At 64.1% G+C, this 26,961-nt stretch carries 26 protein-coding genes and 1 tRNA gene; 1 reads left to right on the forward strand and 26 read right to left on the reverse strand.

The features are described 5' to 3' along the window. Nucleotides 1–2 precede the first annotated feature (2 nt). From rpsS to secE, 22 genes are all read right to left on the reverse strand, one after another. Nucleotides 3–281, reverse strand: a complete 279-nt coding sequence (gene rpsS / locus ABD923_RS10265) for a 30S ribosomal protein S19 (protein WP_025311772.1) — start codon at nt 279–281, stop codon at nt 3–5. A gap of 3 nt (nt 282–284) precedes the next feature. After that, complete coding sequence (gene rplB, locus ABD923_RS10270; protein ID WP_222190790.1) at nt 285–1,127, reverse strand: 50S ribosomal protein L2; 843 nt, start codon at nt 1,125–1,127, stop codon at nt 285–287. A 123-nt stretch (nt 1,128–1,250) separates the two neighbouring features. Further along, entirely contained in the window at nt 1,251–1,547 is a 297-nt protein-coding gene (locus ABD923_RS10275; RefSeq protein WP_222190788.1) for a 50S ribosomal protein L23, read from the reverse strand. Further along, nucleotides 1,544–2,164: a 50S ribosomal protein L4 gene (rplD, locus tag ABD923_RS10280; protein ID WP_259550540.1), complete on the reverse strand. Its 621-nt coding sequence runs from the start codon at nt 2,162–2,164 to the stop codon at nt 1,544–1,546. The genes ABD923_RS10275 and rplD overlap by 4 nt, the downstream gene beginning before the upstream one ends. Continuing rightward, complete coding sequence (gene rplC, locus ABD923_RS10285; RefSeq protein WP_259550541.1) at nt 2,161–3,003, reverse strand: 50S ribosomal protein L3; 843 nt, start codon at nt 3,001–3,003, stop codon at nt 2,161–2,163. The genes rplD and rplC overlap by 4 nt, the downstream gene beginning before the upstream one ends. A 14-nt stretch (nt 3,004–3,017) precedes the next feature. Further along, complete coding sequence (gene rpsJ / locus ABD923_RS10290) at nt 3,018–3,326, reverse strand: 30S ribosomal protein S10 (RefSeq protein WP_025311767.1); 309 nt, start codon at nt 3,324–3,326, stop codon at nt 3,018–3,020. Between the two features lie 211 nt (nt 3,327–3,537). After that, nucleotides 3,538–4,713 carry an elongation factor Tu gene (tuf, locus tag ABD923_RS10295; protein ID WP_345229462.1) on the reverse strand — a complete coding sequence of 392 codons (1,176 nt, stop codon included), beginning with the start codon at nt 4,711–4,713 and terminating at the stop codon, nt 3,538–3,540. Nucleotides 4,714–4,788: 75 nt separating this feature from the next. Further along, nucleotides 4,789–6,912 carry an elongation factor G gene (gene fusA / locus ABD923_RS10300; protein WP_259555242.1) on the reverse strand — a complete coding sequence of 708 codons (2,124 nt, stop codon included), beginning with the start codon at nt 6,910–6,912 and terminating at the stop codon, nt 4,789–4,791. Nucleotides 6,913–6,942: 30 nt separating this feature from the next. Next, entirely contained in the window at nt 6,943–7,413 is a 471-nt protein-coding gene (rpsG, locus tag ABD923_RS10305) for a 30S ribosomal protein S7 (RefSeq protein WP_222190782.1), read from the reverse strand. A gap of 12 nt (nt 7,414–7,425) precedes the next feature. Continuing rightward, nucleotides 7,426–7,797, reverse strand: coding sequence for a 30S ribosomal protein S12 (rpsL, locus tag ABD923_RS10310; protein WP_025311764.1), 372 nt, complete (start codon nt 7,795–7,797; stop codon nt 7,426–7,428). Nucleotides 7,798–8,051: 254 nt separating this feature from the next. Further along, complete coding sequence (locus tag ABD923_RS10315; protein ID WP_259555241.1) at nt 8,052–8,882, reverse strand: putative rhamnosyl transferase; 831 nt, start codon at nt 8,880–8,882, stop codon at nt 8,052–8,054. Next, nucleotides 8,875–9,786: a DMT family transporter gene (locus ABD923_RS10320; protein ID WP_259555240.1), complete on the reverse strand. Its 912-nt coding sequence runs from the start codon at nt 9,784–9,786 to the stop codon at nt 8,875–8,877. Before ABD923_RS10320 ends, ABD923_RS10315 begins: the two co-directional genes overlap by 8 nt. Then, complete coding sequence (locus tag ABD923_RS10325; RefSeq protein ID WP_259555239.1) at nt 9,783–10,625, reverse strand: putative rhamnosyl transferase; 843 nt, start codon at nt 10,623–10,625, stop codon at nt 9,783–9,785. Before ABD923_RS10325 ends, ABD923_RS10320 begins: the two co-directional genes overlap by 4 nt. A 78-nt stretch (nt 10,626–10,703) precedes the next feature. Continuing rightward, nucleotides 10,704–10,994, reverse strand: coding sequence for an acylphosphatase (locus ABD923_RS10330; RefSeq protein ID WP_259555238.1), 291 nt, complete (start codon nt 10,992–10,994; stop codon nt 10,704–10,706). 183 nt (nt 10,995–11,177) lie between these two features. Then, nucleotides 11,178–15,374, reverse strand: coding sequence for a DNA-directed RNA polymerase subunit beta' (gene rpoC, locus ABD923_RS10335; RefSeq protein ID WP_259555237.1), 4,197 nt, complete (start codon nt 15,372–15,374; stop codon nt 11,178–11,180). Between the two features lie 73 nt (nt 15,375–15,447). Then, the gene (gene rpoB, locus ABD923_RS10340) at nt 15,448–19,602 is read right to left on the reverse strand and encodes a DNA-directed RNA polymerase subunit beta (RefSeq protein ID WP_259555236.1); all 4,155 of its coding nucleotides are present in this window, start codon (nt 19,600–19,602) and stop codon (nt 15,448–15,450) included. A 272-nt stretch (nt 19,603–19,874) separates the two neighbouring features. Further along, nucleotides 19,875–20,252 (reverse strand): 50S ribosomal protein L7/L12, encoded by a 378-nt coding sequence (gene rplL / locus ABD923_RS10345; protein ID WP_222190770.1) that lies wholly within the window; start codon nt 20,250–20,252, stop codon nt 19,875–19,877. Nucleotides 20,253–20,315: 63 nt separating this feature from the next. Continuing rightward, entirely contained in the window at nt 20,316–20,834 is a 519-nt protein-coding gene (gene rplJ, locus ABD923_RS10350; protein ID WP_259555235.1) for a 50S ribosomal protein L10, read from the reverse strand. 348 nt (nt 20,835–21,182) lie between these two features. After that, nucleotides 21,183–21,884, reverse strand: a complete 702-nt coding sequence (gene rplA, locus ABD923_RS10355; RefSeq protein WP_222190766.1) for a 50S ribosomal protein L1 — start codon at nt 21,882–21,884, stop codon at nt 21,183–21,185. A 3-nt stretch (nt 21,885–21,887) separates the two neighbouring features. Further along, a complete protein-coding gene (gene rplK / locus ABD923_RS10360) occupies nt 21,888–22,340 on the reverse strand; it encodes a 50S ribosomal protein L11 (RefSeq protein WP_222190764.1) in 453 nt (150 codons plus the stop codon). Between the two features lie 129 nt (nt 22,341–22,469). Beyond that, nucleotides 22,470–23,003, reverse strand: a complete 534-nt coding sequence (nusG, locus tag ABD923_RS10365) for a transcription termination/antitermination protein NusG (RefSeq protein WP_222190762.1) — start codon at nt 23,001–23,003, stop codon at nt 22,470–22,472. Nucleotides 23,004–23,189: 186 nt separating this feature from the next. Then, entirely contained in the window at nt 23,190–23,381 is a 192-nt protein-coding gene (gene secE / locus ABD923_RS10370; protein WP_222190759.1) for a preprotein translocase subunit SecE, read from the reverse strand. 139 nt (nt 23,382–23,520) lie between these two features. Here secE and ABD923_RS10375 point away from each other — a divergent pair, with 139 nt between their 5' ends. Continuing rightward, nucleotides 23,521–24,024 (forward strand): YdcF family protein, encoded by a 504-nt coding sequence (locus ABD923_RS10375; protein WP_259555234.1) that lies wholly within the window; start codon nt 23,521–23,523, stop codon nt 24,022–24,024. On the opposite strand, the gene ABD923_RS10380 is transcribed toward ABD923_RS10375, so the two are convergent. From ABD923_RS10380 to ABD923_RS10395, 4 genes are all read right to left on the reverse strand, one after another. Further along, nucleotides 24,021–24,425, reverse strand: a complete 405-nt coding sequence (locus tag ABD923_RS10380) for a hypothetical protein (RefSeq protein ID WP_259555233.1) — start codon at nt 24,423–24,425, stop codon at nt 24,021–24,023. The genes ABD923_RS10375 and ABD923_RS10380 overlap by 4 nt on opposite strands. A gap of 110 nt (nt 24,426–24,535) precedes the next feature. Further along, a tRNA-Trp gene (locus ABD923_RS10385) sits at nt 24,536–24,611 on the reverse strand. A 209-nt stretch (nt 24,612–24,820) separates the two neighbouring features. After that, nucleotides 24,821–26,236, reverse strand: coding sequence for an NADP-dependent phosphogluconate dehydrogenase (gene gndA, locus ABD923_RS10390; protein ID WP_259555232.1), 1,416 nt, complete (start codon nt 26,234–26,236; stop codon nt 24,821–24,823). 61 nt (nt 26,237–26,297) lie between these two features. After that, nucleotides 26,298–26,960 (reverse strand): CatB-related O-acetyltransferase, encoded by a 663-nt coding sequence (locus tag ABD923_RS10395; RefSeq protein WP_259555231.1) that lies wholly within the window; start codon nt 26,958–26,960, stop codon nt 26,298–26,300. Between the last annotated feature and the right edge of the window lies 1 nt (nt 26,961).

Raw genomic sequence — 26,961 nt, forward strand, 5'->3', positions numbered from 1 at the left:
GCTTACTTCCTCTTGGCTTTCTTGTCGGCGGCGTGGCCGTAATAGGTCCGCGTCGGTGCATATTCACCGAACTTCTGACCGATCATGTCCTCGGTGACGTTCACCGGGATATGCTTCTGGCCGTTATAGACGCCGAAGGTGAGCCCCACGAACTGGGGCAGGATGGTCGAGCGGCGCGACCAGATCTTGATGACCTCGTTGCGGCCCGACTCGCGGGATTTCTCAGCCTTCTTGAGGACGTAAGAGTCGACAAAAGGCCCTTTCCAGACGGAACGCGACATGTCTTAGCGCCCTTTCTTCTTGGCGTGCCGCGAGCGGATGATCAGCTTCTGGCTCGCCTTGTTCTTGTTGCGGGTGCGCTTACCCTTGGTGTCGACACCCCAGGGCGAAACCGGCGTACGGCCACCCGAGGTCCGACCCTCACCACCACCATGGGGGTGATCGATCGGGTTCATTGCGACGCCGCGAACGGCGGGGCGCTTGCCCATGTGGCGGGTGCGGCCGGCCTTGCCGAAATTCTGGTTCGAGTTGTCGGGGTTCGAGACCGCGCCAACCGTTGCCATGCATTCCTGGCGGACCATGCGCAGCTCGCCCGAAGACAGGCGGATCTGGGCGTAGCCACCGTCGCGACCGACGAACTGGGCGTAGGTGCCCGCGGCGCGCGCGATCTGGCCGCCCTTGCCGGGCTTCAGCTCGATATTGTGGACGATCGTGCCGATCGGCATGCCCGAGAAGGGCATCGCGTTACCGGGCTTGATATCGACCTTCGAGCCGGCAACGACCGTGTCGCCAATGGCGAGGCGCTGCGGCGCAAGGATGTAGGCCTGCTCGCCGTCCTGGTAGCGGACCAGGGCGATGAAGGCGGTGCGGTTGGGGTCGTATTCGATACGCTCGACCGTGGCCGGAACGTCGAACTTGGTCCGCTTGAAATCGACGACGCGATAAAGACGCTTCGCCCCGCCGCCGCGGCGGCGTGCGGTGATCCGTCCGGTATTGTTCCGGCCGCCCTTCTTGGTCAGACCCTCGGTGAGGGACTTGACCGGGCGACCTTTCCAAAGCTCCGAACGGTCGATCAGAACCAGCCCACGCTGGCCCGGCGTCGTCGGTTTGTACGACTTGAGTGCCATGCTTTCTGTCTTCCGTTGCTTTGCGGGGGGTCAGCCCCGGTGGTGAAGGGCCCCGAAGGTCCCCGATTCTCTCAAAAACGACGGCCCCGGATGGTGCCGGGGCCGAAGCGATGTCGCCGTCTATTAAAGACCGGTCGACACGTCAATGGTGTTGCCCTCTTCGAGGGTCACATAGGCCTTCTTGACGTCCTTGCGGGTGCCGGTCTGGCCGCGGAAGCGCTTGACCTTGCCCTTGGAGACGACGGTGTTGACCGCCTTCACCTTCACGCCAAAGAGCGTTTCGACCGCTTCCTTGATCTGCGGCTTGTTCGCGTCGATCGCCACTTCGAAGACGACGGCGTTGTTCTCCGACGCCATCGTGGATTTCTCGGTGATGATCGGCTTGCGGATCACGTCGTAATGTTCTGCCTTCACGCTCATTTCAGTCGAGCCTCCAGAGCTTCGACACCCGCCTTGGTCAGCACGAGCGTGTCGCGCTTGAGGATGTCATAGACATTGGCACCCACCGACGGCAGCACATCGAGACCTTCGATGTTGCGGGCTGCCATGGCGAAGTTCTCGTTCACCTCGGCGCCGTCGATGATCAGGGCGCGCTTCCAGCCCAGTTCCTTGACCTGCTTGGCCAGGGCGCTGGTCTTGGGCGCATCCATCGCGGCCGTCTCGATCACGACCAGTTCGCCCGCCGCCATCTTGGCCGAAAGCGCGTGCTTCAGGCCCAGCTTGCGGAACTTCTTGGGCAGGTCGTGGGCGTGGCTGCGCGGGGTCGGACCCTTGTAGATGCCACCCTTGCGGAAGATCGGCGCGTTGCGGTCACCGTGGCGTGCGCCGCCGGTGCCCTTCTGGCGATAGATCTTCTTGGTCGAGTAGCTGGTCTCGGACCGGGTCTTGACCTTGTGCGTACCGGCCTGCGCCTTGTTGCGCTGCCAGCGGACGACGCGGTGCAGGATGTCGGCGCGCGGCTCGAGTCCGAAGACATCGTCGCCGAGCTCGACCGAACCGGCCGTGCCGCCGTCGAGTTTGATCACGTCGAGTTTCATTCCTCACCGTCCTTCTTCTCGGCTTCGATCTGTGCCTCGGCCTCTTTCAGCGCGGCCTCTTCGGCGGCGGCTGCTTCGGCTGCGGCGGCTTCTGCGGCGGCAGCCTCGGCTGCTGCGGCTTCGGCGGCGGCGGCTTCGGCGGCCTTGGCGGCCTCTTCAGCGGCCGACTTCAGCGCGGCGGGCAGAATGGCGTTCTCGGGGAACGGCTTTTTCACCGCGTCCTTGATCGTCACCCAACCGCCCTTGGAGCCGGGAACCGCGCCCTTGACCATGATCAGGCCCCGCGCGGCGTCGGTCTTGACGACTTGCAGGTTCTGCGTGGTCACGCGGGCGGCACCCATGTGGCCGGCCATTTTCTTGCCCTTGAAGACGCGGCCGGGGTCCTGACACTGACCGGTCGAGCCGTGCGAACGGTGGCTGATCGACACGCCGTGCGAGGCGCGCAGACCACCGAAGTTGTGCCGCTTCATGGCACCGGCGAAACCCTTACCGATCGAGGTGCCCGAGACGTCCACGAACTGACCTTCGAAGTAATGGTCGGCGGTGATTTCCTCACCCACGCCGATCATGTTGTCGGGGTCGACGCGGAACTCGGCCAGCTTCCGCTTGGGCGCAACCGACGCCTTGGCGTAGTGGCCACGCATCGGCGCCGAAACGCGCTTTGCCTTTGCCGTGCCGGCACCCAGCTGCACGGCGGTGTAGCCATCCGTGTCGGGGGTGCGCTGCGCGACGACCTGGCAGCCGTCCAGCGACAATACGGTGACGGGAACCTGACGCCCGTCTTCCATGAACAGCCGGGTCATGCCCAGCTTCTTGGCGATCACTCCAGAGCGCAACATCGTCGTTACCCCCCTCAGACCTTGATCTCGACATCCACGCCGGCGGCGAGGTCGAGCTTCATCAGCGCGTCCACCGTCTGCGGGGTCGGATCGACGATATCGAGAAGACGCTTGTGGGTGCGGATCTCCCACTGGTCACGGCTCTTCTTGTCCACGTGGGGACCACGCAGAACGGTGAACTTCTCGATCTTGTTGGGCAGCGGGATCGGGCCGCGCACCTGCGCGCCGGTCCGCTTGGCGGTGTTCACGATCTCCTGCGTGGAGGCATCGAGAACCCGGTAATCGAACGCCTTGAGGCGGATCCGGATGTTCTGGCTGGCAATCGCCATATCATGTTCCTTTCAGTTGAGAGGAGGGGACGGGCAATCCGCCCCTCGTCGAACCGGTTTCGTTTTGGCCGGGCTGGTTACCGGCGAAGGCCGCGCAATATCGCGCGACCTTCGGCGTTTCAAGTCATCATCGGGGCCGCTTTCATGGTTTTTTGCAAACCACTGTCACGGCGGCGAAGGAGGGCCGGCTCGCGCCGGCACCCGATCACTCGATGATTTTGGCGACGACGCCTGCGCCGACGGTGCGGCCGCCTTCGCGGATGGCGAAGCGCAGCCCGTCTTCCATGGCGATCGGGGCGATCAGCTCGACCGTGAACGACACGTTGTCGCCCGGCATCACCATCTCCGTGCCTTCGGCCAGCGTCACCGTCCCGGTCACGTCCGTCGTGCGGAAGTAGAACTGCGGGCGGTAGTTGGCGAAGAACGGCGTGTGACGGCCACCCTCTTCCTTCGTCAGGATGTAGGCCTCGGCCTCGAACTTCGTGTGCGGCGTCACCGAGCCCGGCTTGCACAGAACCTGGCCACGCTCGACACCGTCACGGTCCACACCGCGCAGCAGCGCGCCGATGTTGTCGCCCGCTTCACCGCGATCCAGCAGCTTGCGGAACATCTCGACGCCCGTGCAGGTCGTCTTGGTGGTGTCCTTGATGCCGACGATCTCGATCTCGTCGCCCACGTTGATCACGCCACGCTCCACACGGCCGGTCACAACCGTACCGCGGCCCGAGATCGAGAACACGTCCTCGATCGGCATCAGGAAGGGCTGGTCCACGGCGCGCTCGGGCGTCGGGATGTACTCGTCGACAGCGGCCAGAAGCTCCTTGATCTTGTTCTCGCCGATCTCGGGGTTGGTGCCTTCCATCGCCGCCAGCGCCGAGCCGGCCACGATCGGAATGTCGTCGCCCGGGAAGTCGTAGGAGCTCAGCAGCTCGCGCACTTCCATCTCGACCAGCTCGAGCAGTTCCTCGTCGTCGACCTGGTCGACCTTGTTGAGGAACACCACCAGCGCCGGAACGCCAACCTGGCGCGCCAGCAGGATGTGCTCACGCGTCTGCGGCATCGGGCCGTCGGCCGCGTTCACAACCAGGATCGCGCCGTCCATCTGCGCCGCACCCGTGATCATGTTCTTCACGTAGTCCGCGTGGCCGGGGCAGTCGACGTGCGCGTAGTGACGGTTCTCCGTCTCGTATTCCACGTGCGCCGTCGAAATCGTGATCCCGCGCGCCTTCTCCTCCGGCGCACCGTCAATCTGGTCATACGCCTTGAAGTCGCCGAAATACTTCGTAATCGCCGCCGTCAGCGTCGTCTTGCCGTGGTCAACATGGCCAATCGTGCCGATGTTCACATGCGGTTTGTTACGTTCAAACTTTTCCTTTGCCATGATGGCCTCCTTGTCTGGTGCAGGTCGCCGGGGCGACCCCTACGGTTTGGGGCGGGCGGCGCGACCGCCCCGCCGTTATGCGTATTTCGACTGGATCTCTTCCGAGATATTCTGCGGAACCGGCTCGTAATGGTCGAACTGCATCGTGAACTGCGCACGGCCCGAGGACATCGAGCGCAGCGTGTTGATGTAGCCGAACATGTTGGCCAGCGGCACGAAGGCGTTGATCGCGATGGCGTTGCCGCGCGGCTCCTGCCCGGTCACCTGACCGCGGCGGGAGGTGAGGTCGCCGATGATGCCACCGGTGTATTCCTCGGGCGTGACCACCTCGACCTTCATCATCGGTTCGAGCAGCTTGGCGCCGGCCTTTTTCAGACCTTCGCGCATGCACATCCGCGATGCGATCTCGAAGGCGAGAACCGACGAGTCGACGTCGTGGAACTTACCGTCGATGAGCGCCACCTTGAAGTCGATCACCGGGAAGCCCGCGAGCGGACCGGAGTCCATCACCGACTTGATGCCCTTCTCGACGCCGGGGATGTATTCCTTCGGCACGGCACCGCCGACGATGCGGCTTTCGAACGAATAGCCTTCGCCCGGCTCGGTCGGCGAGATGATGAGCTTGACCTCGGCGAACTGGCCCGAACCACCCGACTGCTTCTTGTGGGTGTAGGTATGCTCGATCTCGTGACCGATGGTCTCGCGATAGGCCACCTGCGGGGCGCCGATGTTGGCTTCGACCTTGAACTCGCGCTTGAGGCGGTCGACGAGGATGTCGAGGTGAAGTTCGCCCATGCCCTTCATGATGGTCTGACCGGACTCGAGGTCGGTTTCGACGCGGAAGGACGGGTCTTCGGCGGCCAGACGGGCCAGACCCTGGGACATCTTCTCCTGGTCGGCCTTGGTCTTGGGCTCGACCGCGATCTCGATCACCGGATCGGGGAAGGTCATCGTTTCCAGAACGACGGCATCCTGCGCATCGCACAGCGTGTCACCGGTGGTGGTTTCTTTCAGACCGGCCAGCGCGATGATGTCGCCGGCAAAGGCTTCCTCGATCTCTTCGCGGTTGTTGGAGTGCATCATCATCATACGACCGATGCGCTCTTTCTTGCCCTTGGTGGAGTTCAGGATCGAGTCGCCCTTCTTCAGCACGCCCGAGTAGAGGCGCGTGAAGGTCAGCGAGCCGACGAACGGGTCGTTCATGATCTTGAACGCCAGGCCGGCGAAGGGCATGTTGTCGTCCGCGCGGCGGGCGATGTTACGCTCTTCGTTTTCGTCGCCGGGCTTGAAGCCCATGTAGTCGACCACGTCCAGCGGACTGGGCAGGAAGTCGACAACGGCGTTCAGCAGCGGCTGGACACCCTTGTTCTTGAAGGCCGAGCCACCGAGAACCGGAACGAATTTCAGGTCGAGACAGCCCTTGCGGACCAGCTTGCGCAGGGTCGCGACGTCGGGCTCTTCGCCTTCGAGGTAGGCCATCATCGCGTCGTCGTCCATTTCGACGGCGTTCTCGATGAGGTTGGCGCGCCATTCGTCGGCGGTGGCCTTGAGGTCGTCACGGATCGGGCGACGCTCCCACGATGCACCGAGGTCTTCGCCCTGCCAGACCCACTCTTCCATGGTGATGAGGTCGACGATGCCTTCCAGCTTGTCCTCGGCCCCGATCGGGAAGTTCACGGGCACGGGGGTCGCGCCGGTGCGGTCCTTGATCATCTGCACGCAGTTGAAGAAGTCGGCGCCGATCTTGTCCATCTTGTTGACGAAGACAAGACGCGGAACCTTGTAGCGGTCGGCCTGACGCCACACCGTTTCGGTCTGCGGCTCGACACCGGCGTTGCCGTCCAGCAGCGCGACCGCGCCGTCGAGAACGGCCAGCGACCGCTCGACTTCGATGGTGAAGTCGACGTGGCCGGGGGTGTCGATGATGTTGAAACGCACCTTGGTGTCCGACGTGCCCTCGGCGGTCGGATCTTCCTGCCACTGCCAGAAGGTGGTGGTCGCAGCCGAGGTGATCGTGATCCCCCGTTCCTGCTCCTGCTCCATCCAGTCCATGGTGGCGGCGCCGTCATGGACTTCGCCGATCTTGTGGGACCGGCCGGTGTAGTAAAGGATGCGCTCGGTCGTCGTGGTCTTGCCGGCGTCGATATGCGCCATGATCCCGAAATTGCGGTAGCGCTCGAGCGGATAATCGCGTGCCATGGGGGTGTCCTCAGGCTTGGAGAGAGTGTTTTACCAGCGGTAGTGGCTGAACGCCTTGTTGGCGTCGGCCATCTTGTGCGTGTCTTCGCGCTTTTTCACGGCGGAGCCGCGCGAGTTCACGGCGTCGACCAATTCGCCGGCCAGACGCTCTTCCATGGTGTTTTCGTTGCGGGCGCGGGCCGCGTTGATCAGCCAGCGGATCGCTAGGGCTTCACGACGCTCGGGGCGCACTTCGACGGGAACCTGGTAGGTTGCACCGCCCACACGGCGCGAGCGAACCTCGACGGCGGGCTTGATGTTGTCGAGCGCCTCGTGGAACACCTCGACGGGTGCGCGCTTGAGCTTGCCTTCGACGCGATCGAACGCGTTGTAGACGATGGTCTCTGCGACCGACTTCTTGCCGTCGATCATCAGGTTGTTCATGAATTTGGTCAGAACGCGGTCGCCGAACTTGGCGTCGGGCAGAACTTCGCGTTTCTCTGCGCGGTGACGACGGGACATGTTTGTATCCTCTTACTTCGGCTTCTTGGCGCCGTATTTCGAACGACGCTGCTTACGATCCTTGACGCCCTGGGTATCCAGAACACCACGCAGGATGTGGTAGCGCACACCGGGAAGGTCTTTCACACGGCCGCCACGGATCAGGACAACCGAGTGCTCCTGAAGGTTGTGGCTTTCACCGGGGATGTAGCTGATGACCTCGTAGCCATTGGTCAGGCGCACCTTGGCCACTTTCCGCATAGCCGAGTTCGGCTTCTTCGGAGTGGTGGTGTAGACGCGCGTGCACACGCCACGCTTTTGCGGGCAGCTTTCCAAGTGCTGGGACTTGGACCTTTTTACTTTGGGCTGCCGCGGCTTGCGGATCAGCTGTTGAATCGTCGGCATTCGGTTCCCCGTCTTGCTCACTTATGTCAGATGGCGTTCCGCATGCACGAAACCACCAAACCCGCATGCATCCCTTCCCTACCTGGAGGACGCTGCGGCGGAATTCTCAGAGGATCGGGGCACCAAAACGGCCCGGATCGTGACCACTCATTCTGTATTCAGGCCATGCAAAGCGCCCGGGGACGCCCGGCCAAGTGGCGCGGGATATAGGGGGAGTCGGGGCAGGTGTCAACAGTGCCGCGGCGCGGCGCGTGTCACCCGTTGGCGAGACCCTGCCACACGCGGTCGAAGCCGTCCAGATCAATGTCGAAGCGGCGGCGCAGAAGCCCGGGCAGGTCAGCCGGGTCATGGGCGACGGGGGCGGTTGCCTTCCACGGGGTCTGGGCGTCGTTGGTCGTGTGATGGCCCCGGATGAACATGACCTGCTCGGTCAGGCTGACGAAGGGCAGGCGCTGCCAGATCTTGTGATGCGGGAAATCCATGATGATCCCGGTATCCTCGGGGCGCAGGTAGATCGCGAGGGCCGGCGCCCAGCACATGGTCAGGAACAGGTGCGGGACGATCCCCTGCCCCGCCCGCGCCTCAAGCACCATGCCCTTGCCCTGGTCCAACGCGACGCGACCGGCCGAGGACGCCAGCCGGTGAACCCGCGACCAGTTCCGGCGCAGCGACTGCACGTAATTCACGGCCACGGCGTCGTCATCGTCGAGGCGGAACTCGGCCACCGCGTCGGCCTTGGGGTCGCGGCCCGACAAGAGCACCTCGCGGCAGACGGCGCGGTGATCGCCCGGCGGGCGAAAGGCCGGCACGATCTGCGGCACATCGGCGATCATGGCCAGCAACGCGTCTCGCCAGGGTTGGGGAAAATCCTCGCCCAGCAGGAGGTGAAGGGTGAAGTCCTTGTCCGTCTGCGCCCGCAGGCCCGGCAGGCCGACATGGCAGAACCACGTCATGCGCTGGTTCAGGCGGTCGGGCGCGTAGAGGGCGGCGCGGCGTTCCTCGAGGCTATCGTGGTATTTCTTGAAGCCCCCCGTGCAGGGAAAGGAGAAGCGGCACAGCCCCTGGACCTGCACCCGGTCAGCCATGGGCGCTGCCCTTGACGGTCGCCCGCGCGGCGGCTGCGCGGCGCAGGGCGCGTTCGCGCAAAAGGGTGTAGATGCCGGTGCCCATGACCACCGCCGCCCCAGAGAGCGCGAGGGTGTTTGGCAACTCGTCGAACAGCACCAGGCCCAGGACCAGCGCGAAGACCAGCGCCGTGTAGCGGAAAGGGGCGGTGAACCCGACCTCGCCCACGCGCATCACCATCACCGAGAAGACATAGCCGCCGATGATGAAGACCGAGGCTATCGCGATCAGCCCGACCTCGCGCCAGCCAAGGGCCACCCATGGCTCGAACAGCGACGCGACCCCGCCGAAGACACAGACCGAAGCGGCGGTGATGACCGCCACGGTCATGCTGGGCACCTCGGGGCTGAAGGCACGGGTCGTCATTTCGCGCCCGGTGATCAGAAGGACCGCCACCAGCGCGACGAGGGAATAGACGTTGAACCCCTCGGTCCCCGGCTGAACGATCATCAAGACGCCGGTGAAGCCAACGCCCACGGCAGTCAACCGGCGCCATCCAAGCGGTTCGCGAAACAGCAGAGCGGCAGCGAGGGTCACCAGCAGCGGCAAGGCCGACAGGATCGCGGTCGCGTTGGCGATGGCCATGTTCACCAGCGCGGTCAGGAAGGCGACCATCGCCGCCACCTCGAAGAAGGTTCGCAACGCGACCTTGCCCCGGTCCCCCTTGGGAATGCGGAACGACAGCCTGCCGAAGGCCGCGACGGTCACCACCATCAAGGCAGTCGTCAGAAGGCCCCGCAGAAAGACGATCTGGAACAGCGGCACGTCCTCGGCCAGCAGCTTCACGCAGGCGTCGTTCAGGGTGAAGGCGACCATGCTGCCCATCATGAACAGCGCGCCGCGCAGGTTCGATGCCGCGTTCATTCGTCTTCCGTCTGAAGCTCTGCCATCTGCGGTATGATCTTTTTCGGGGCGAGGGAAAACCGCTTTCGCAGCAGGGTGCGGGCCTGCCAGTCGGGAAGCTGGCGTGCCCCCGGCGGGATCGAACGGTCGCTGTCGTTATGGCCATGCAGCGTACGCACGAACATGTAGTCGGTCGGGTCGATCCAGCAGCGCACATGCGCGGCCAGCTTTCGGTGGTTCCAGCGAAAGATGTTGGACGTGCTGTCGAGCGTCGTGACCATCGCGCTGGCCAGACCGAGCGGTTCCTTCTCGGAGAAATCGTAGAACCGCTCGTTCTCGGGGCGGTTCATGTCCCAGTAGATGCCCCGGTGGAAACAGACCGCGGCGGGCGTTTCGGCGTCGGCCCATCCAAGCTCGATCAGCTTGTCGGAGATTGCGCGCGTGCGTTCGATGTAGTCGACCGCCACCGCATCATCGTCGTCGATGCGAAAGCCGGTGATGAAATCGGGCTCTCCATCGACGCCCCGGCGAAAGGCGCGGCGCGTGGAATTGAGCGGGCCGGCGGCTTCGAGCGTGCAGACTTCGAGGAACGGATAGACGCCCATCAACCCTTTCAGGCGCTTGCGCCACCGATAAGGCATCGTGTCCCCGATCAGGGCCACGAGGCGGAAATTCTGGTCGGTCTGCGCGGCGAGCGAGGGAAGGCAGATATTCTCGAAATAGGCAAAGCGACGGCGCATGCGCGGAATGGCATAAAGTTCTTCCTGCGCTTTTTCGAAGCCGCCTTTCTGCGCCTGGAATCCCCCCTCCCCGAGGTAGGAGAAGCGGCACACGCCCACGATCTGGTTTTCCGCGCCCATGTGACCCCGTTTCCGACACACCGCTTACGCCCGGACAGTAGGACAAAGCGCATGCCGGGGGAATCCCCGCAGCCCGTTTCAGAAATCGGGCTCGGTGATGTCGAAACCCTGGCGTTCTGTCTGCGCGCCGGGCATGGAGCTCAGCCGATCGACGCGGGCGCCGATAGGGCCGCATTGCATCGCGTCGACCATCGCGTCTACGGTGTCGGGCGTCCCCTCCAACAGGGCCGAGACCGAGCCGTCGAACTCGTTGCGGACCCAACCGACCAATCCGCGCCGTGTCGCCTCGCGCTGTGTCCAGGCGCGGAACCCCACGCCCTGAACCCGTCCGGTGACACTGACCATCAAGGATTTCGGTTCTGCCGTCATGTCCGGTCCTCGCGGGTGGTTTCCAATCCTACCCCCAACTTGGTGTTCAAGGTCGCATTCTCAAGCGGGCAAGCCCTGAAGATGGCCCGCCGTTCCGGGGACCTGCGGGCCGGAAAGGCGGGCCACACAAACGAAAAACGCCCCGTCGAAACGGGGCGTTTTCCAATCTTTCAGAAGATCCGATCACTCGGCGGCGTCGCCCTCTTCCGGGGCGGCCAGTGCCGCGGCGGCTTCGGCCTCGGCACGCGCAGCCTCGATCACCTCGGAGTCGCGCGCCTTGGCGATGCGCTCGACCCTCTGGGTCGCGCCACCGGTGCCCGCCGGGATCAGGCGGCCCACGATGACGTTTTCCTTCAGGCCGACCAGCTTGTCCCGCTTGCCCTGAACCGAAGCCTCGGTCAGCACGCGCGTGGTTTCCTGGAAGGACGCGGCCGAGATGAAGGACCGGGTCTGCAACGACGCCTTGGTGATCCCGAGGAGGATCGGTTCACCTTCGGCCGGACGACGGCCGTCGGCCAGCGCCTTCTCGTTCATCGCGTCGAACTCGGCCTTGTCGACATGCTCACCCTTCAGCAGCGTGGTCTCGCCGGAGTCGAGGATCTCCCACTTCTGCAGCATCTGGCGAACGATCACCTCGATGTGCTTGTCGTTGATCTTCACACCTTGCAGGCGATAGACGTCCTGCACCTCGTCGATCAGGTAATCGGCGAGCGCCTCGACCCCCATGATCCGCAGAATGTCATGCGGCGCCGGGTTGCCATCCATGATGTAGTCGCCCTTCTGGACGAAATCGCCCTCGGCAACCGGGATGTGCTTGCCCTTGGGCACCATGTATTCCACGGGCTCCAGGCTGTCGTCGGCGGGCACGATGCCGATCCGGCGCTTGTTCTTGAAGTCGCGGCCGAATTTCACGTAGCCATCGAGCTCGGCGATGATCGCGTGATCCTTCGGACGGCGCGCTTCGAACAGTTCGGCCACACGCGGCAGACCGCCGGTGATGTCCTTGGTCTTGGCGCCTTCACGCGGGATACGGGCCACCACGTCGCCGGCTTCGACCTTCTGGCCGTCCTCGATCGACAGGATCGCATCCACCGACATCGGGTAGGTCACCGGGTTGCCCGCATCGTTGCGGACCGGTTCGCCATCCTCGCCCACGATCAGGATCTCGGGCTTGAGCTCGTTGCCCTTGGGCGCGGTGCGCCAATCCGAGACGATCTTCTGGGTCATGCCGGTCGCGTCGTCGGTATCCTCGCGGATCGACACGCCCGAGATGAGGTCGACGAATTTCGCCGTGCCCGCCTTCTCGGCGATGATCGGCAGCGTGTAGGGGTCCCACTCGAACAGGCGGTCGCCGCGGTCGATCTTCTGGCCGTCCTTGACCATGACCTTGGTGCCGTAGCCCAGCTTGAAGCTGGCCTGCTCGTTGCCCTGATCGTCGTTGATGATCAGCTGCATGTTGCGACCCATGACGATCTGCTCGCCCATGGTGTTTTCCAGCAGGTTCGGGTTGCCGAAGGCGATGGTGCCGCCGCTGCCCGCTTCCTGGAAGGACTGCTGACCACCCTGTGCAACGCCGCCGATGTGGAAGGTCCGCATCGTCAGCTGCGTGCCGGGTTCACCGATCGACTGCGCCGCGATGATGCCGACGGCCTCGCCGGTGTTCACCTTGGTACCGCGGGCAAGGTCGCGCCCGTAGCAGGTGGCGCAGACGCCTTCCTCGGCCTCACAGGTCAGCGGGCTGCGGATGAACATCTGCTGCACGCCGGCCTGCTCGATCGCGTCGGCCTTGCGTTCGTCGATCAACTCGCCCTTGGCGCAGATCACCTCGTCGGTGCCCGGCACCATCACGTCCTCACCGGCGGTGCGGCCCAGGATACGTTCGGCAAGCGAGGCCACGACCTCACCGTCATTGACGGCGGCCTTGGCGGTGATCACGCGGTCGGTGCCGCAGTCGTCCATGCGAACGATGCAGTCCTGCGCCACGTCCACGAGACGACGGGTCAGATACCCCGAGTTCGCGGTCTTGAGCGCGGTGTCCGACAGACCCTTACGGGCGCCGTGCGTCGAGTTGAAGTATTCAAGAACGGTCAGACCTTCCTTGAAGTTCGAGATGATCGGCGTCTCGATGATCTCGCCCGAGGGCTTGGCCATCAGGCCGCGCATGCCGCCCAGCTGTTTCATCTGGGTGACCGAGCCACGCGCCCCGGAGTGGGCCATCATGTAGACCGAGTTCGGCTCCATCTCGGCGCCGTTCTCGTCGCGCTTGGCCGCCGAGATCGTCGCCATCATGGCGTCCGTCACCTTGTCGTTGGCTTTCGACCAGGCATCGATGACCTTGTTGTACTTCTCACCCTGGGTGATCAGGCCATCCATGTACTGCTGTTCGAATTCCTTGACCTGTTCGCGGGTCTCGTCGACCAGCGTCCACTTGGTGTCGGGGATGACCATGTCATCCTTGCCGAAGGAGATGCCGGCCTTGAACGCCTCGCGGAAGCCCATGGTCATGATCTGGTCACAGAAGATGACCGACTCCTTCTGACCGCAATAGCGGTAGACAGTGTCGATGACCTGCTGCACCTCTTTCTTGCGCAGCAGACGGTTGACCAGGTCGAAGGGCGCCTTGGCGTTCAGCGGCAGCAGGTCGCCCAGCAGGACGCGACCGGGGGTCGTGTCGAAACGCTGGTAAACCTCGTTGCCTTCCTCGTCGATCTGACGCACGCGGGCCTTGATCTTGGAGTGCAGGTGCACTTCGCCGGCGTCCAGCGCGTGACGCACCTCGTCCACATCGGCAAAGACCATGCCTTCGCCCTTCATGCCCTCGCGCTCGAGGGTTACGTAGTAGAGGCCGAGGATCATGTCCTGCGACGGAACGATGATCGGCGCGCCGTTGGCGGGCGACAGAACGTTGTTCGTCGACATCATCAGGACGCGCGCTTCCAACTGGGCCTCGAGGCTCAGCGGCACGTGCACGGCCATCTGGTCGCCGTCGAAGTCGGCGTTGAAGGCCGAACAGACCAGCGGGTGAAGCTGGATCGCCTTGCCTTCGATCAGCACGGGCTCGAACGCCTGGATGCCGAGACGGTGCAGCGTGGGCGCCCGGTTCAGCATCACGGGGTGTTCGCGGATCACCTCGTCGAGGATATCCCACACCTCGGGGCGCTCTTTCTCGACCAGCTTCTTGGCCTGTTTGACCGTCGAGGACAGGCCCTTGGCCTCAAGCCGCGAGTAGATGAACGGCTTGAACAGTTCGAGCGCCATCTTCTTGGGCAGGCCGCACTGGTGCAGCTTGAGTTCCGGACCGGTCACGATGACCGAACGGCCCGAGAAGTCGACGCGTTTCCCCAGCAGGTTCTGGCGGAAGCGGCCCTGCTTGCCCTTGAGCATGTCGGACAGCGATTTCAGCGGGCGCTTGTTGGCCCCCGTGATGACGCGGCCGCGACGGCCGTTGTCGAAGAGGGCGTCGACCGATTCCTGCAACATCCGCTTTTCGTTGCGGATGATGATGTCGGGCGCGCGCAACTCGATCAGACGCTTCAGACGGTTGTTGCGGTTGATGACCCGGCGATAGAGGTCGTTCAGATCCGACGTCGCGAAGCGGCCACCATCCAGCGGCACCAGCGGGCGCAGTTCCGGCGGAATTACCGGGATCACCGTCATGACCATCCACTCGGGGCGGTTGCCCGACTCGAGGAAGTTCTCGACGATCTTCAGACGCTTGATGATCTTCTTGGGCTTCAGTTCGCCCGTGGCTTCCTTGAGGTCTTCGCGCAGCTGCGCAGCCTCGGCCTCGAGGTCGATCTGGCTGAGCATCTCGCGGATGGCCTCGGCCCCGATATTGGCCTGGAAAGCGTCGGCGCCATAGGCGTCCTGCGCGTCGAGGAATTCCTCTTCGCTCATCAACTGGCCGTAGGTCAGGTCGGTCAGGCCCGGCTCGATCACGACGTAGTTCTCGAAGTAGAGAATACGCTCGAGGTCACGCAGGGTCATGTCCAGCATCAGGCCGATGCGGGAGGGCAGCGACTTGAGGAACCAGATATGGGCGACGGGCGCGGCCAGTTCGATGTGGCCCATACGCTCGCGGCGCACCTTTTGCAGGGTGACTTCCACGCCGCATTTCTCGCAGACGACGCCGCGATACTTCATGCGCTTGTATTTGCCGCAAAGGCATTCGTAGTCCTTCACGGGGCCGAAGATGCGCGCACAGAACAGGCCGTCACGCTCGGGCTTGAACGTGCGGTAGTTGATCGTCTCGGGCTTCTTGATCTCGCCGTAGGACCAGCTGAGGATCCGCTCGGGCGAGGCCAGCGACACCTTGATCTCGTCGAAGGCTTTCGGCGGGGTCAGCGGGTTGAACGGGTTGTTGGTGAGTTCCTGGTTCATATCGAATCCTTAAAAGACAGGCGCAGAGGGGCGGGGGCGACCAAGAGGGGCCGCCCCGGACAGGGCCGGGCGGTTATTCCGCCGCGATCCCGTCTTCGTCGTCCTCCGCATCCAGGAGTTCCATGTTGAGGCCCAGACCCCGGACCTCTTTGACGAGAACGTTGAACGATTCCGGCACGCCGGCTTCGAAGTTGTCCTCGCCCTTGACGATCGACTCGTAGACCTTGGTCCGGCCAGCCACGTCGTCCGACTTCACCGTCAGCATTTCCTGCAGGGTGTAGGCGGCGCCGTAAGCTTCGAGGGCCCAGACCTCCATCTCGCCGAAGCGCTGACCACCGAACTGCGCCTTACCACCCAGCGGCTGCTGCGTGACGAGCGAGTACGGGCCGGTCGAGCGCGCGTGGATCTTGTCGTCGACCAGGTGGTGCAGTTTCAGCAGGTACTTGACCCCGACCGTGACCTGGCGGGCGAATTTCTCGCCCGTGCGGCCATCGAACAGGTCCGACTGGCCCGACTGGTCGAACCCGGCGCGCACCAGTGCGTCGTTGACGTCGGGCTCTTTCGCACCGTCGAAGACCGGGGTTGCGATCGGCACACCGCGCGTCACGTTGCCGGCGGCTTCCAGCACCTGATCCTCGTCCATGTCGGCGAAGGCGCTGTCATAGACCTCGTCGCCATAGGCGATCTTCAGGGCGTCCTTGACCGGGGTCATGTCGCCCGAGCGGCGGTAGTCGTCCAGCGCCTCGTCGATCTGGATCCCGAGGCCGCGCGCGGCCCAGCCCATATGCGTTTCAAGGATCTGACCGACGTTCATCCGCGAAGGCACGCCGAGCGGGTTCAGCACGAAATCGACCGGGGTGCCGTCGGCGAGGAACGGCATGTCCTCCATCGGCACCACTTTCGAGATCACACCCTTGTTCCCGTGACGGCCGGCCATCTTGTCGCCCGGCTGCAGCTTGCGCTTCACGGCGATGAAGACCTTGACCATCTTCATCACGCCCGGCGGCAGGTCGTCGCCGCGGCGGACCTTCTCGACCTTGTCCTCGAACCGGTGATCGAGGGCGCGCTTCTGCGCCTCGAACTGCTGGTTCAGGGCCTCGACATGGGCCGCGTCCTGCTCGTCGCCCAAGGCCAGCTGCCACCACTGGCCGCGGCTGAGGCTGTCGAGCAGTTCTTCGGTGATTTCCGAGCCGGACTTGACGCCCTTGGGCCCCTTCACCGCGGTCTTGCCGAGGATCATGGTCTTGAGGCGCGCGTAGATGTTGCGCTCCAGGATGGCCATTTCGTCGTCCCGGTCGCGGGCGAGGCGTTCGACTTCTTCGCGCTCGATCTGCAGCGCGCGTTCGTCTTTTTCAACGCCGTGGCGGTTGAAGACGCGCACCTCGACGACCGTGCCGAAGTCACCCGGCGGCAAACGCAGCGAGGTGTCGCGCACGTCCGAGGCCTTTTCCCCGAAGATGGCGCGCAGAAGCTTTTCTTCCGGCGTCATCGGGCTTTCGCCCTTGGGGGTGATCTTGCCCACGAGGATGTCGCCCGGCCCCACTTCGGCGCCGATATAGACGATGCCCGCCTCGTCGAGGTTGCGCAGGGCTTCCTCGCCGACGTTGGGGATGTCGCGGGTGATTTCCTCGGGTCCGAGCTTCGTGTCGCGGGCGGCGACTTCGAATTCCTCGATGTGGATCGAGGTGAAGACGTCGTCACGCACGATGCGTTCCGAGATCAGGATCGAGTCCTCGTAGTTGTAGCCGTTCCACGGCATGAAGGCGACGACCACGTTCTTGCCGAGCGCCAGTTCCCCCATGTCGGTGGACGGGCCGTCGGCGATGACTTCGCCTTTCGAGACGCGATCGCCGACCTTCACCAGCGGACGCTGGTTGATGCAGGTGTTCTGGTTCGAGCGCTGGAACTTGCGCAGGCGGTAGATGTCGACACCGGCATCGCCGATCTCGAGATCCTCGGTGGCGCGCACGACGATACGCTGCGCATCGACCTGGTCGATGATGCCCGCGCGGCGGGCCTGGATGGCCGCGCCGGAGTCGATGGCCACCTTGCGCTCCATGCCGGTGCCCACGAAGGGGGCGTCGGCCTGCAGCAGCGGAACCGCCTGACGTTGCATGTTCGAGCCCATCAGGGCGCGGTTGGCGTCGTCATTTTCGAGGAACGGGATGAGCGAGGCCGCGACCGACACCAACTGCTTGGGCGACACGTCGATCAGGTCCACCGCCTCGTTCGGGGCAAGCGTGTATTCACCGGCCTGACGGGTGTTGACCATCTCGTTGATGAACTTGCCGTTCTCGTCGAGATTGGCGTTCGCCTGCGCCACGGTGTGACGCATTTCCTCGGTCGCGGACATGTAATGGACTTCGTCCGTCACCTGCCCGCCCTCGACCTTGCGGTAGGGGGTTTCGATGAAGCCGTACTTGTTCACGCGGGCGAAGGTCGCCAGCGAGTTGATCAGGCCGATGTTCGGACCTTCCGGCGTTTCGATCGGGCACATGCGACCGTAATGGGTCGGGTGCACGTCGCGCACCTCGAAGCCCGCGCGTTCGCGCGTCAGGCCGCCCGGCCCGAGGGCCGACAGGCGACGCTTGTGCGTCACTTCCGACAGCGGGTTGGTCTGGTCCATGAACTGCGACAGCTGCGAGGAGCCGAAGAATTCGCGCACCGCGGCCGCGGCCGGTTTCGCGTTGATCAGGTCCTGCGGCATGACCGTGTCGATCTCGACCGAGGACATACGCTCCTTGATCGCGCGCTCCATGCGGAGCAGGCCGACGCGGTACTGGTTTTCCATCAGCTCGCCGACCGAGCGCACCCGGCGGTTGCCGAGGTGGTCGATGTCGTCGATGTCGCCGCGCCCGTCACGCAGTTCCACCAGCGCCTTGATACAGGCAATGATGTCTTCCTTGCGGAGCGTGCGCTGCGTGTCCTCGGCATCGAGGTTAAGGCGCATGTTCATCTTCACGCGGCCCACGGCCGACAGGTCGTAGCGCTCGCTGTCGAAGAACAGCTGGTCGAACAACGCCGAGGCGGCATCGACGGTGGGCGGCTCGCCCGGACGCATGACGCGGTAGATGTCCATCAACGCGGTGTTCCGGTTGAGGTTCTTGTCCATCGCCATGGTGTTGCGCATGTACGGGCCGAAGGTGACGTTGTCGATGTCGAGCACGGGGACGTCGGTGATGCCGGCATCCAGCAGCTCTTTCAGCGTGCCGCCCGTGACTTCGCCGTCCTTGTCGACCTCCCAGGTCAACTCGTCACCGGCTTCGACGTAGATCGCGCCGGTTTCCTCGTTGATGATGTCCTTGGCGGCGTACTTGCCGACGATGTGGTCGAAGGGCACCAGAAGCTCGGTGATCTCGCCCGCGTCGATGATCTGCTTCACCGCGCGCGGCGTGACCTTCTTGCCGGCCTCGCAGATGATTTCGCCGGTTGCCGCGTCTACCAGATCGAAGGTCGGGCGCGTGCCGCGCACACGCTCGGGGAAGAACTTGGTGACCCAACCCTTGTTCTTCTCGAGCTTGAAATCGACCGTGTCGTAATAGGCATCCATGATGCCTTCCTGGTCGAGACCCAGCGCGTAAAGCAGCGTGGTGACCGGCAGTTTGCGGCGACGGTCGATGCGCGCAAAGACGATGTCCTTGGCGTCGAATTCGAAATCGAGCCACGAACCACGATACGGAATGATGCGGCAGGCAAAGAGCAGCTTGCCCGAGCTGTGAGTCTTGCCCTTGTCGTGGTCGAAGAACACACCGGGCGAGCGGTGCATCTGGCTGACGATCACGCGCTCGGTGCCGTTGACGATGAAGGTGCCGTTGGGCGTCATCAGGGGCATGTCGCCCATGAAAACGTCCTGTTCCTTGATGTCCTTGACCGATTTCGCGCCGGTGTCCTCATCGACATCGAACACGATCAGACGCAGGGTGACCTTGAGCGGCGCGGCGTAAGTCAGGTCGCGCTGCTGGCACTCTTCCACGTCGAATTTCGGCTGTTCCAGCTCGTACTTGACGAACTCGAGCACGGCGGTTTCGTTGAAGTCCTTGATCGGGAAGACCGACTGGAACACGCCCATGATGCCTTCGCCATCGGTCGGGGTTTCCTGGTCGCCGGATTTCAGGAACAGGTCGTAGGACGACTTCTGCACCTCGATCAGGTTCGGCATTTCCAGCACTTCGTGGATCTTGCCGTAGAATTTGCGGATACGTTTCTGGCCTTCGTAGGTCTGAGCCATGCTCGTGCGCACCTTTCCGTTGTCTCGTGCCGCCCACACGCCGTCGGGTCACCGGCGGGGGAGCACTGAAACCTCAAGACGGGCGGGGTCCATTCATGCGCGCCCGCCCAATGGCGCGCTCCCGACCCCTGATTTGCCGCCTTAGGGAAGACCCTGACCCGCAAGGCCCTCGCTAAGACGCGTTCGGCTGGACCCGGGAAACACCCGGGCCCAGCCCAATTCTTGTGCGGGTCGGCGCGACATTCAGCGTCGCGCCGCCGCTATCGTCCGGCTCAGGCCAGCTCGACCTCGGCGCCAGCTGCTTCCAGCTTGCCCTTGATCTCTTCGGCTTCGGCCTTGTCGACGCCTTCCTTGATCTTGCCGCCGGCTTCGACCAGGTCCTTGGCTTCCTTGAGGCCCAGGCCGGTGATGCCACGCACTTCCTTGATCACGTTGATCTTCTGTGCGCCGGCGTTCTTCAGAACGACGTCGAATTCGGTCTTTTCTTCTTCGGCAGCGCCACCGGCGTCACCGGCGGGACCAGCCATCATCACGGCGCCGCCAGCGGCGGGCTCGATGCCGTATTCGTCCTTGAGGATGGTCTTGAGTTCCTGGGCTTCCAGGAGGGTCAGACCGACGATCTCTTCTGCGAGTTTCTTCAGATCAGCCATTTTTCAGTATCCGTATGTAGGTGTGTGTTCCAACGCCGCAAGATGCGGAGGTGTCGGGATGCCTTATGCGGCCTCCGCCTTTTCCTCGATGGTGGAAAGGATGGAAGCGATGTTCGAAGCAGGTGCGCCAATGGCCCCGGCGATGTTCGACGCGGGTGCCCCGATGCAGCCGGCGATGGAAGCGATAAGCTCCTCGCGCGACGGCAGCTTGGACACCGCGGTAACACCGGCGCGGTCCAGAACGTTTCCGTCCATCGCCCCGCCCAGGATTTCGAACTTGTCGTTATCCTTGGCATAGGCTTCGGCGACCTTGGCTGCTGCCACGGGGTCTTCCGAATAGGACAGAACGGTCATGCCCGTGAGGAATTCGGCGATGCCAGAGACATCCGTTCCCTCGAGGGCGATCTTGGCGAGCCTGTTCTTGGCGACGCGGACGGACCCGCCAGCGTCGCGCATGCGACCCCGCAGATCCTGCATCTCGGCAACCGTGAGACCCTCGTAGTGAGCAACCACAACGACGCCAGAGCTTTCGAAGATCTGGCCGAGTTCCTCGACCACTTTCTCTTTCTGGGCTCTATCCACAGTTTCACTCCAGTTTGGGGGTTTCCCCCCGGCTCTAGTCTACCGGATCGCTCCGGCGGTTTTGGTCCGTGGACAACGGGAACCAACCCCACCGCGCGCTCTACGGGAGAGCCCTCGGTCATCTGGTCTGATCCCGTCTCGGGCAGGAATTATTGAGGCCGTATCACCCCAACCCACCGTCTTGGACGAAACGCAAAAGAGCGCGTGACGAATCGCGCGCTCCGTTGCAGGGGCGGGTCTATAGCGAAGCCGCCGATTTGCCAAGCCCCAGATGCAGCGATCCGGGCCTGAAACGCGAAAAGGCCCCGCCATCACCGGCAGGGCCTTTCCAAACCTTTTCGCGTCAGATCACGCGTTGCCGGTGGCGCTGTCCAGAGCAACCGACACGCCCGGCCCCATGGTGGAACTGAGCGAGATCTTTTGCAGGTAGGCCCCCTTGGCGCCCGACGGCTTGGCCTTGTTCACGGCGTCCACGAAGGCGCGCACGTTTTCGGCCAGCTTGGCGGCATCGAAGGACGCCTTGCCGATACCGGCATGGACGACGCCCGCCTTCTCGGCCTTGAACTGGACCTGACCGCCCTTGGCGGCTTCGACGGCCTCTTTGACGTCCATGGTCACGGTGCCGACCTTGGGGTTCGGCATCAGGTTGCGCGGACCGAGCACCTTACCCAGACGGCCGACGATCGGCATCATGTCCGGCGTCGCGATGCAGCGGTCGAACTCGATGGTGCCGCCCTGGACGGTTTCCATCAGGTCCTCGGCACCGACGATATCGGCGCCGGCGGCCTTGGCTTCGTCAGCCTTGGGGCCACGTGCGAACACCGCGACGCGCACCGACTTGCCGGTGCCGTTGGGCAGGGTGACCGTACCGCGGACCATCTGGTCGGCATGGCGCGGGTCGACGCCCAGGTTCATCGCGATCTCGATGCTTTCGTCGAACTTGGTGTTCGAGTTCGCCTTGATCAGTTCAACGGCCTCTTCGACCGAGACGTTTTCCTTGTCGGCAAAGGCGGCGCGGGCGGCCTTCAGACGCTTTCCAATCTTGCCCATGATTTACCCCTTCACCTCGATGCCCATCGAGTTGGCCGAGCCAACGATGATCTTCATTGCGGCCTCGACGTCATTGGCGCTGAGGTCCTTCATCTTCGCTTCGGCGATTTCACGCACCTGCGCGACGGTCACGGTCGCGATGGTCTCGCGGCCCGGGTTCTCGGCGCCGCGGGGACGGTTGCGCTTGCCCTGGTTCTTCAGACCGGCCGCCTTTTTCAGGTAGTAGGACGCCGGGGGCGTCTTGATGTCCATCGTGAAGGACTTGTCCTGATAGTAGGTGATCACGGTCGGGCAGGGTGCGCCCGGCTCCATCTCCTGCGTCTTGGCGTTGAACGCCTTGCAGAATTCCATGATGTTGATGCCACGCTGACCGAGGGCGGGGCCCACCGGCGGCGAGGGGTTGGCCTGACCTGCAGGGATCTGCAGCTTCATGGTGCCAGCAAGTTTCTTGGCCATATGGCCTCTCCTTCTTTCCAACAGCCCCCCGACGCGTCAGGCGGCCTTTGTTGCCGTGGTCCGGTCCGACGGTCGCGACCGCCTCGCCTCCCACATTTAACGGGCGCCGGAGTGCGGCGCCCTCTTCGCTCAGGCCTGTTTGGAGACCTGGGTGAATTCCAGTTCGACCGGCGTCGCGCGGCCAAAGATCGAGACCGTCACCTTCAGGCGCTGGTTCTCGTCGTCGACCTCTTCGACCATGCCGTCGAAATCCTCGAACGGGCCGTCGTTGACCTTGACCTTCTCGCCCACCTCGAAGGTGATGGTCGAGCGCGGCTGCGCCTCGCCCTCTTCGACGCGGTTGAGGATCGCGTTCACCTCGTCATCGCGCATCGGCATCGGGCGGCCCTGCGGGCCAAGGAAACCGGTGACGCGCGCGATCGAGTTGATCGCGTGGTAGCCTTCGTCGGTCATCTCCATGCGCACCAGCACGTAGCCGGGCATGAAGCGGCGCGGCACGGTGACCTTCTTGCCCCGGCGCACCTCGATCACGTCCTCTTCGGGGACGAGCACCTCTTCGATCACCTCTTCGAGGCCCTTTTCGGCCACGGCGGTGCGGATCTGTTCGGCAACCCGCTTTTCGAAGTTGGACAGCACGCTGACCGAATACCACCGTTTTGCCATGTCTCGTTCGCGTCCCTTGACCGCACGGCCCAAAGAGGACCGATGAAAACCTAGAATGTCGCCGCCATACGGCGGCACTCTCCCGAATAAAAAACAGCGTGCATCACTTCTTCGACGCACGCCATTTTCGGGAATGCACGCGCCATACCCCTGCATTGCCGGAAAATCAAGGGGCGGCGGACCGGATCAGCCGAACAGCGTCAGGACCAGTTCCAGCCCCTGGCGGATCACCCAGTCGACGAAAAAGAAGAAGACCGCCGCAAGCGCCGCAAGCAGGAACACCATCGCCGTCGTCGTCAGAACCTCGCGGCGCGTCGGCCAAACGACCTTGGCGATTTCGGCGCGGGTCTGCTGGAGGAACTGGAACGGGTTGGCCATGGGTCTTTCCCTTGTGTCGGATCGCGCTGCATATACGCATGGCCGCCCTTGGGCGCAAGCCGTGCGTCACGCCCACCGCGGACTCTGGCGGAGTGCGGGCCGCCGCGCTAGCCTGCGATCACAGGTCAAGCGGTTCGTCATGAGTGCAAATCCCCCTGCGACACGGCCGGATGAGGCCATCCTCGTGCTTGGCGCGGCCGTCTGGCCGGGCGGGGTGCCCTCCCCCACCCTCGCGCGTCGCACCGAATGGGCGGCGCGGCAATGGCACGACGGGCGCGGGCAGGTCGTGATCCCCTGTGGCGGGCTTGGCAAGCACGGCCCGCCCGAGGCGGAGGTCATGCGCGACACCCTGATCGCTGCCGGTGTGCCGCCCGATGTGATCCGGCTGGAGGATGCGTCGCACCGGACGGGGGAAAACATCCGCTTCGCCAAACCGCTGCTCGACGCGCTCGGCCTTACGAGGGTTCTCATCGTTTCCGACGCGTATCACCTGCCCCGCGCGACGCTTTTGGCACGCCGCGCAGGACTGATCGCCGAGGGCTCGGCACCGCCGCTGGGAACAGCGCGCCCCTGGCCGCAGATCAAAGGCGCGCTGAGGGAAATCCCGGCCTACCTGATCGCGCTGGCGGGGCTCAGGACCTAGCGCCAGACCTGTACGTCAATGCGCGAGGGCTGACCGTTCCAGCCATAGACCTGCACGACCACCGTGGCACCGCCGGCGATGATGTTCTGGCGGGCCACCGGGTCGGCGGCACCTTGCATGATCATCTGCTCCATCGCGCCGCGCGCGTTGTAGTTGCCGAACCACGGGTCCCATTCGTCACCGGGCTGCGAGATCCCGAAGCGGTGCAGGTTGGCGCGGTCCTGCCGCAGGATCTGCCAATGTTCGGTCAGGCGCTGGCCGTTGGAATTATAAAGATCCTGCTGGCCGATATAGGCGGTGTACTGGCCCAGGAATTGCTGCGCGGCGACCGGCAGAGCGGCGACGGACATCATGCCGACGCAGATCGCGGCCAGGAGTCCGAGTGAAAAACGGCGTGTCATGGAAACCCTCCTGTCTCAAATCATTGCATGAGAAAGGGTATCACGCCGATCCTGACGGGTTCATGATCCACGTCATTCGGGGCGGCTAGTCTTTTCGATTCTCAGGAAATTGGCAGGGGCGGAGGGACTCGAACCCCCGACCGTCGGATTTGGAATCCGATGCTCTACCAACTGAGCTACACCCCTAGGCCGGTCAGCGGGATAGGCCCATTTTACGGGCTTGTCCAGACGGGAAACGGCGGAATCCCAAACCCGATCGCCTGACATCCCGTGTTGATCGACACCGCAACAGGACATCCGAAGGAAGCCGCCCAGTTTTGCGCGATGCCATCGCTTGCGCCGGTGCAGTCTGCGCCTGCTCAACTGCAACGTAGGCTAGATCCGGTAACCCGCCCTCACGTCCCGGTCCAAGGCCCGTGCTGGCCGGGTTCGCCGGGGCGATCCAATCGTTCGAATCCGTGCGCGCCGAACCGGTCTCGCAACCCCTGGATCAGGTCCGCTGTGCCGCGCGCCTGCCGAAGGAGGTCGAAATGCCCGAGCGCGGACGAAAGGGCTGGGGCGGGCAAGCCCGACAGCGTGGCCGCTGCAACGGTTGCGCGCAACGCGGGCAGGGTTTGCGTCAGTCGCTCGGAAAAGGCGGGGGCAAAGGCCAGCAGATCCATCTCGGCGCTTTCCAACGCGGTCGCCATATCGTCCAGCAGCCCGGACCGGATGATGCACCCCGCCCGCCAGATACGCGCGACATCCGGCAGGGACATGGACCATTCCTCTTCCCGCGCGGCCTTGGCCAGAAGGGCGAAGCCCTGCGAATAGGCCAGGATTTTCCCGGCGAGCAAAGCCTGTTCGAGCTGCTCGTCGGAGAGCGGGCCAATCGCGCCTGCCGCCGGATCGGGGAATAGCTGCGCCCCCTTGCTGCGCCACGCCCCCTCGCCCGAAAGGACACGGGCGGTCACCGCCGCTTCGACCGCCGGAAGCGGCGCGGCGCGGCGTTGCGCGTCCATCACCGTCCAGCGCCCCGTCCCCTTCTGGCCCGCGCGATCCGCGATCACCGACAGGATCGGTTTGCCGGTCTCGGGGTCGGACGTGCCCAGAACCTCGACCGTGATCTCGATCAGGTAGCTTTCAAGCGGCCCGGCATTCCAGCGGGCGAACACCCCTGCCATGTCAGGCATCGCGCGCCCCTGCCCGTCGCGCATGAGGCCGTAGACCTCGGCGATCATCTGCATGTCGGCATATTCGATGCCGTTATGGACGGTTTTCACGAAATGGCCCGCCCCGCCAGAGCCGAGATACGCGACGCAAGGCTCGCCGTCGAACCGGGCGGCGATGTCCCGCAGAATCGGCGCGACGGCCTCGTAAGCCCTTTCGCTGCCACCCGCCATCATCGAGGGTCCATGCCGTGCCCCCTCGGCCCCGCCGGACACACCCAGCCCGAGGAAATGCAGGCCGTCGCGCCCTAACTCGGCATGGCGGCGCGTGCTGTCCTGCCAGTCGGAATTGCCGCCGTCGATCAGGATATCGCCCGCGTCCAACAGCGGGCGCAGGGCGGCGATCTGTTCTTCCACCGCGTCCCCGGCGGGCACCATGAGCAGGATGCGCCGGGGCGAGGCCAGCGCCGCGACGAACGCCTCAAGGCTCTCGGTCGGCACGATCCGCTCGGACAAGGCGCCCGCGCTTTCGGCAAAGGCGAAGGTCTTTTCAGGCGTCCGGTTGAACACGGCGATGGGGTGGCCCGCCTCGGCAATGTTGAGGGCAAGATTAGCCCCCATCGTGCCAAGGCCGATCACACCGATTTCCGGGGTGACGGTCATAAAACGCTCCTGTTCTTGTCACGCCAGAGATGGGGTCCTGCGCCGGTGACGCCAACCTGCATCAATGCCGCGCCGCATGTTCAAGGGCGCTCAGATCGCCCCCGCAAATCGCGGCCTCATGCGCGAGGATCCTGTCGATCGGCCACTCCCACCAGGCGATTTCAAGCAAACGCTCGATGGTTTCCGGCGCGAAGCGTCGCCGCACCGGTCTGGCCGGATTGCCTGCGACGATTGTGTAGGGCGCGACCTCGCCCGACACGACCGCCCCGGCCCCGATGATCGCACCGCTGCCGATCCGGGCGCCCGGCAGGATGCGCGCACCGGTGCCGATCCACACGTCATGCCCGACGCAGGTATCGGCCCCGGGCGATGGCATCGACGGACGCCCCTCAACCGGGCCGCCGCCGAACACCGCGAAGGGAAAGGTGGATATGCCGTCGTAGCGGTGGTTGGCCGAGGCCGTGATGAACTCCACCCCGCTTGCGATCTGGCAGAAGCGGCCGATCGTCAGTTTCTCGGGGCTGAACGGGTAGAGATAGGGGGCCAGATATGCGGCCCAATCCTCGGGCGGGTGATGCGCCGAGGCATAAGTATAATAGCCGACCTCGAACCTTGGGTGGTCGATGACGGCGGACAGGAACACGGTGCCCTCATGAACCGAGCCATCGGGCATCGGAACGGGATGAGACACGCCGGGGGCGGGAAACGGGCGGAATGCGGGCATG

Origin of the sequence: [Roseibacterium] beibuensis, assembly GCF_039542305.1 — a bacterium.
Classification (GTDB): Bacteria; Pseudomonadota; Alphaproteobacteria; order Rhodobacterales; family Rhodobacteraceae; genus Roseibacterium; species Roseibacterium beibuensis.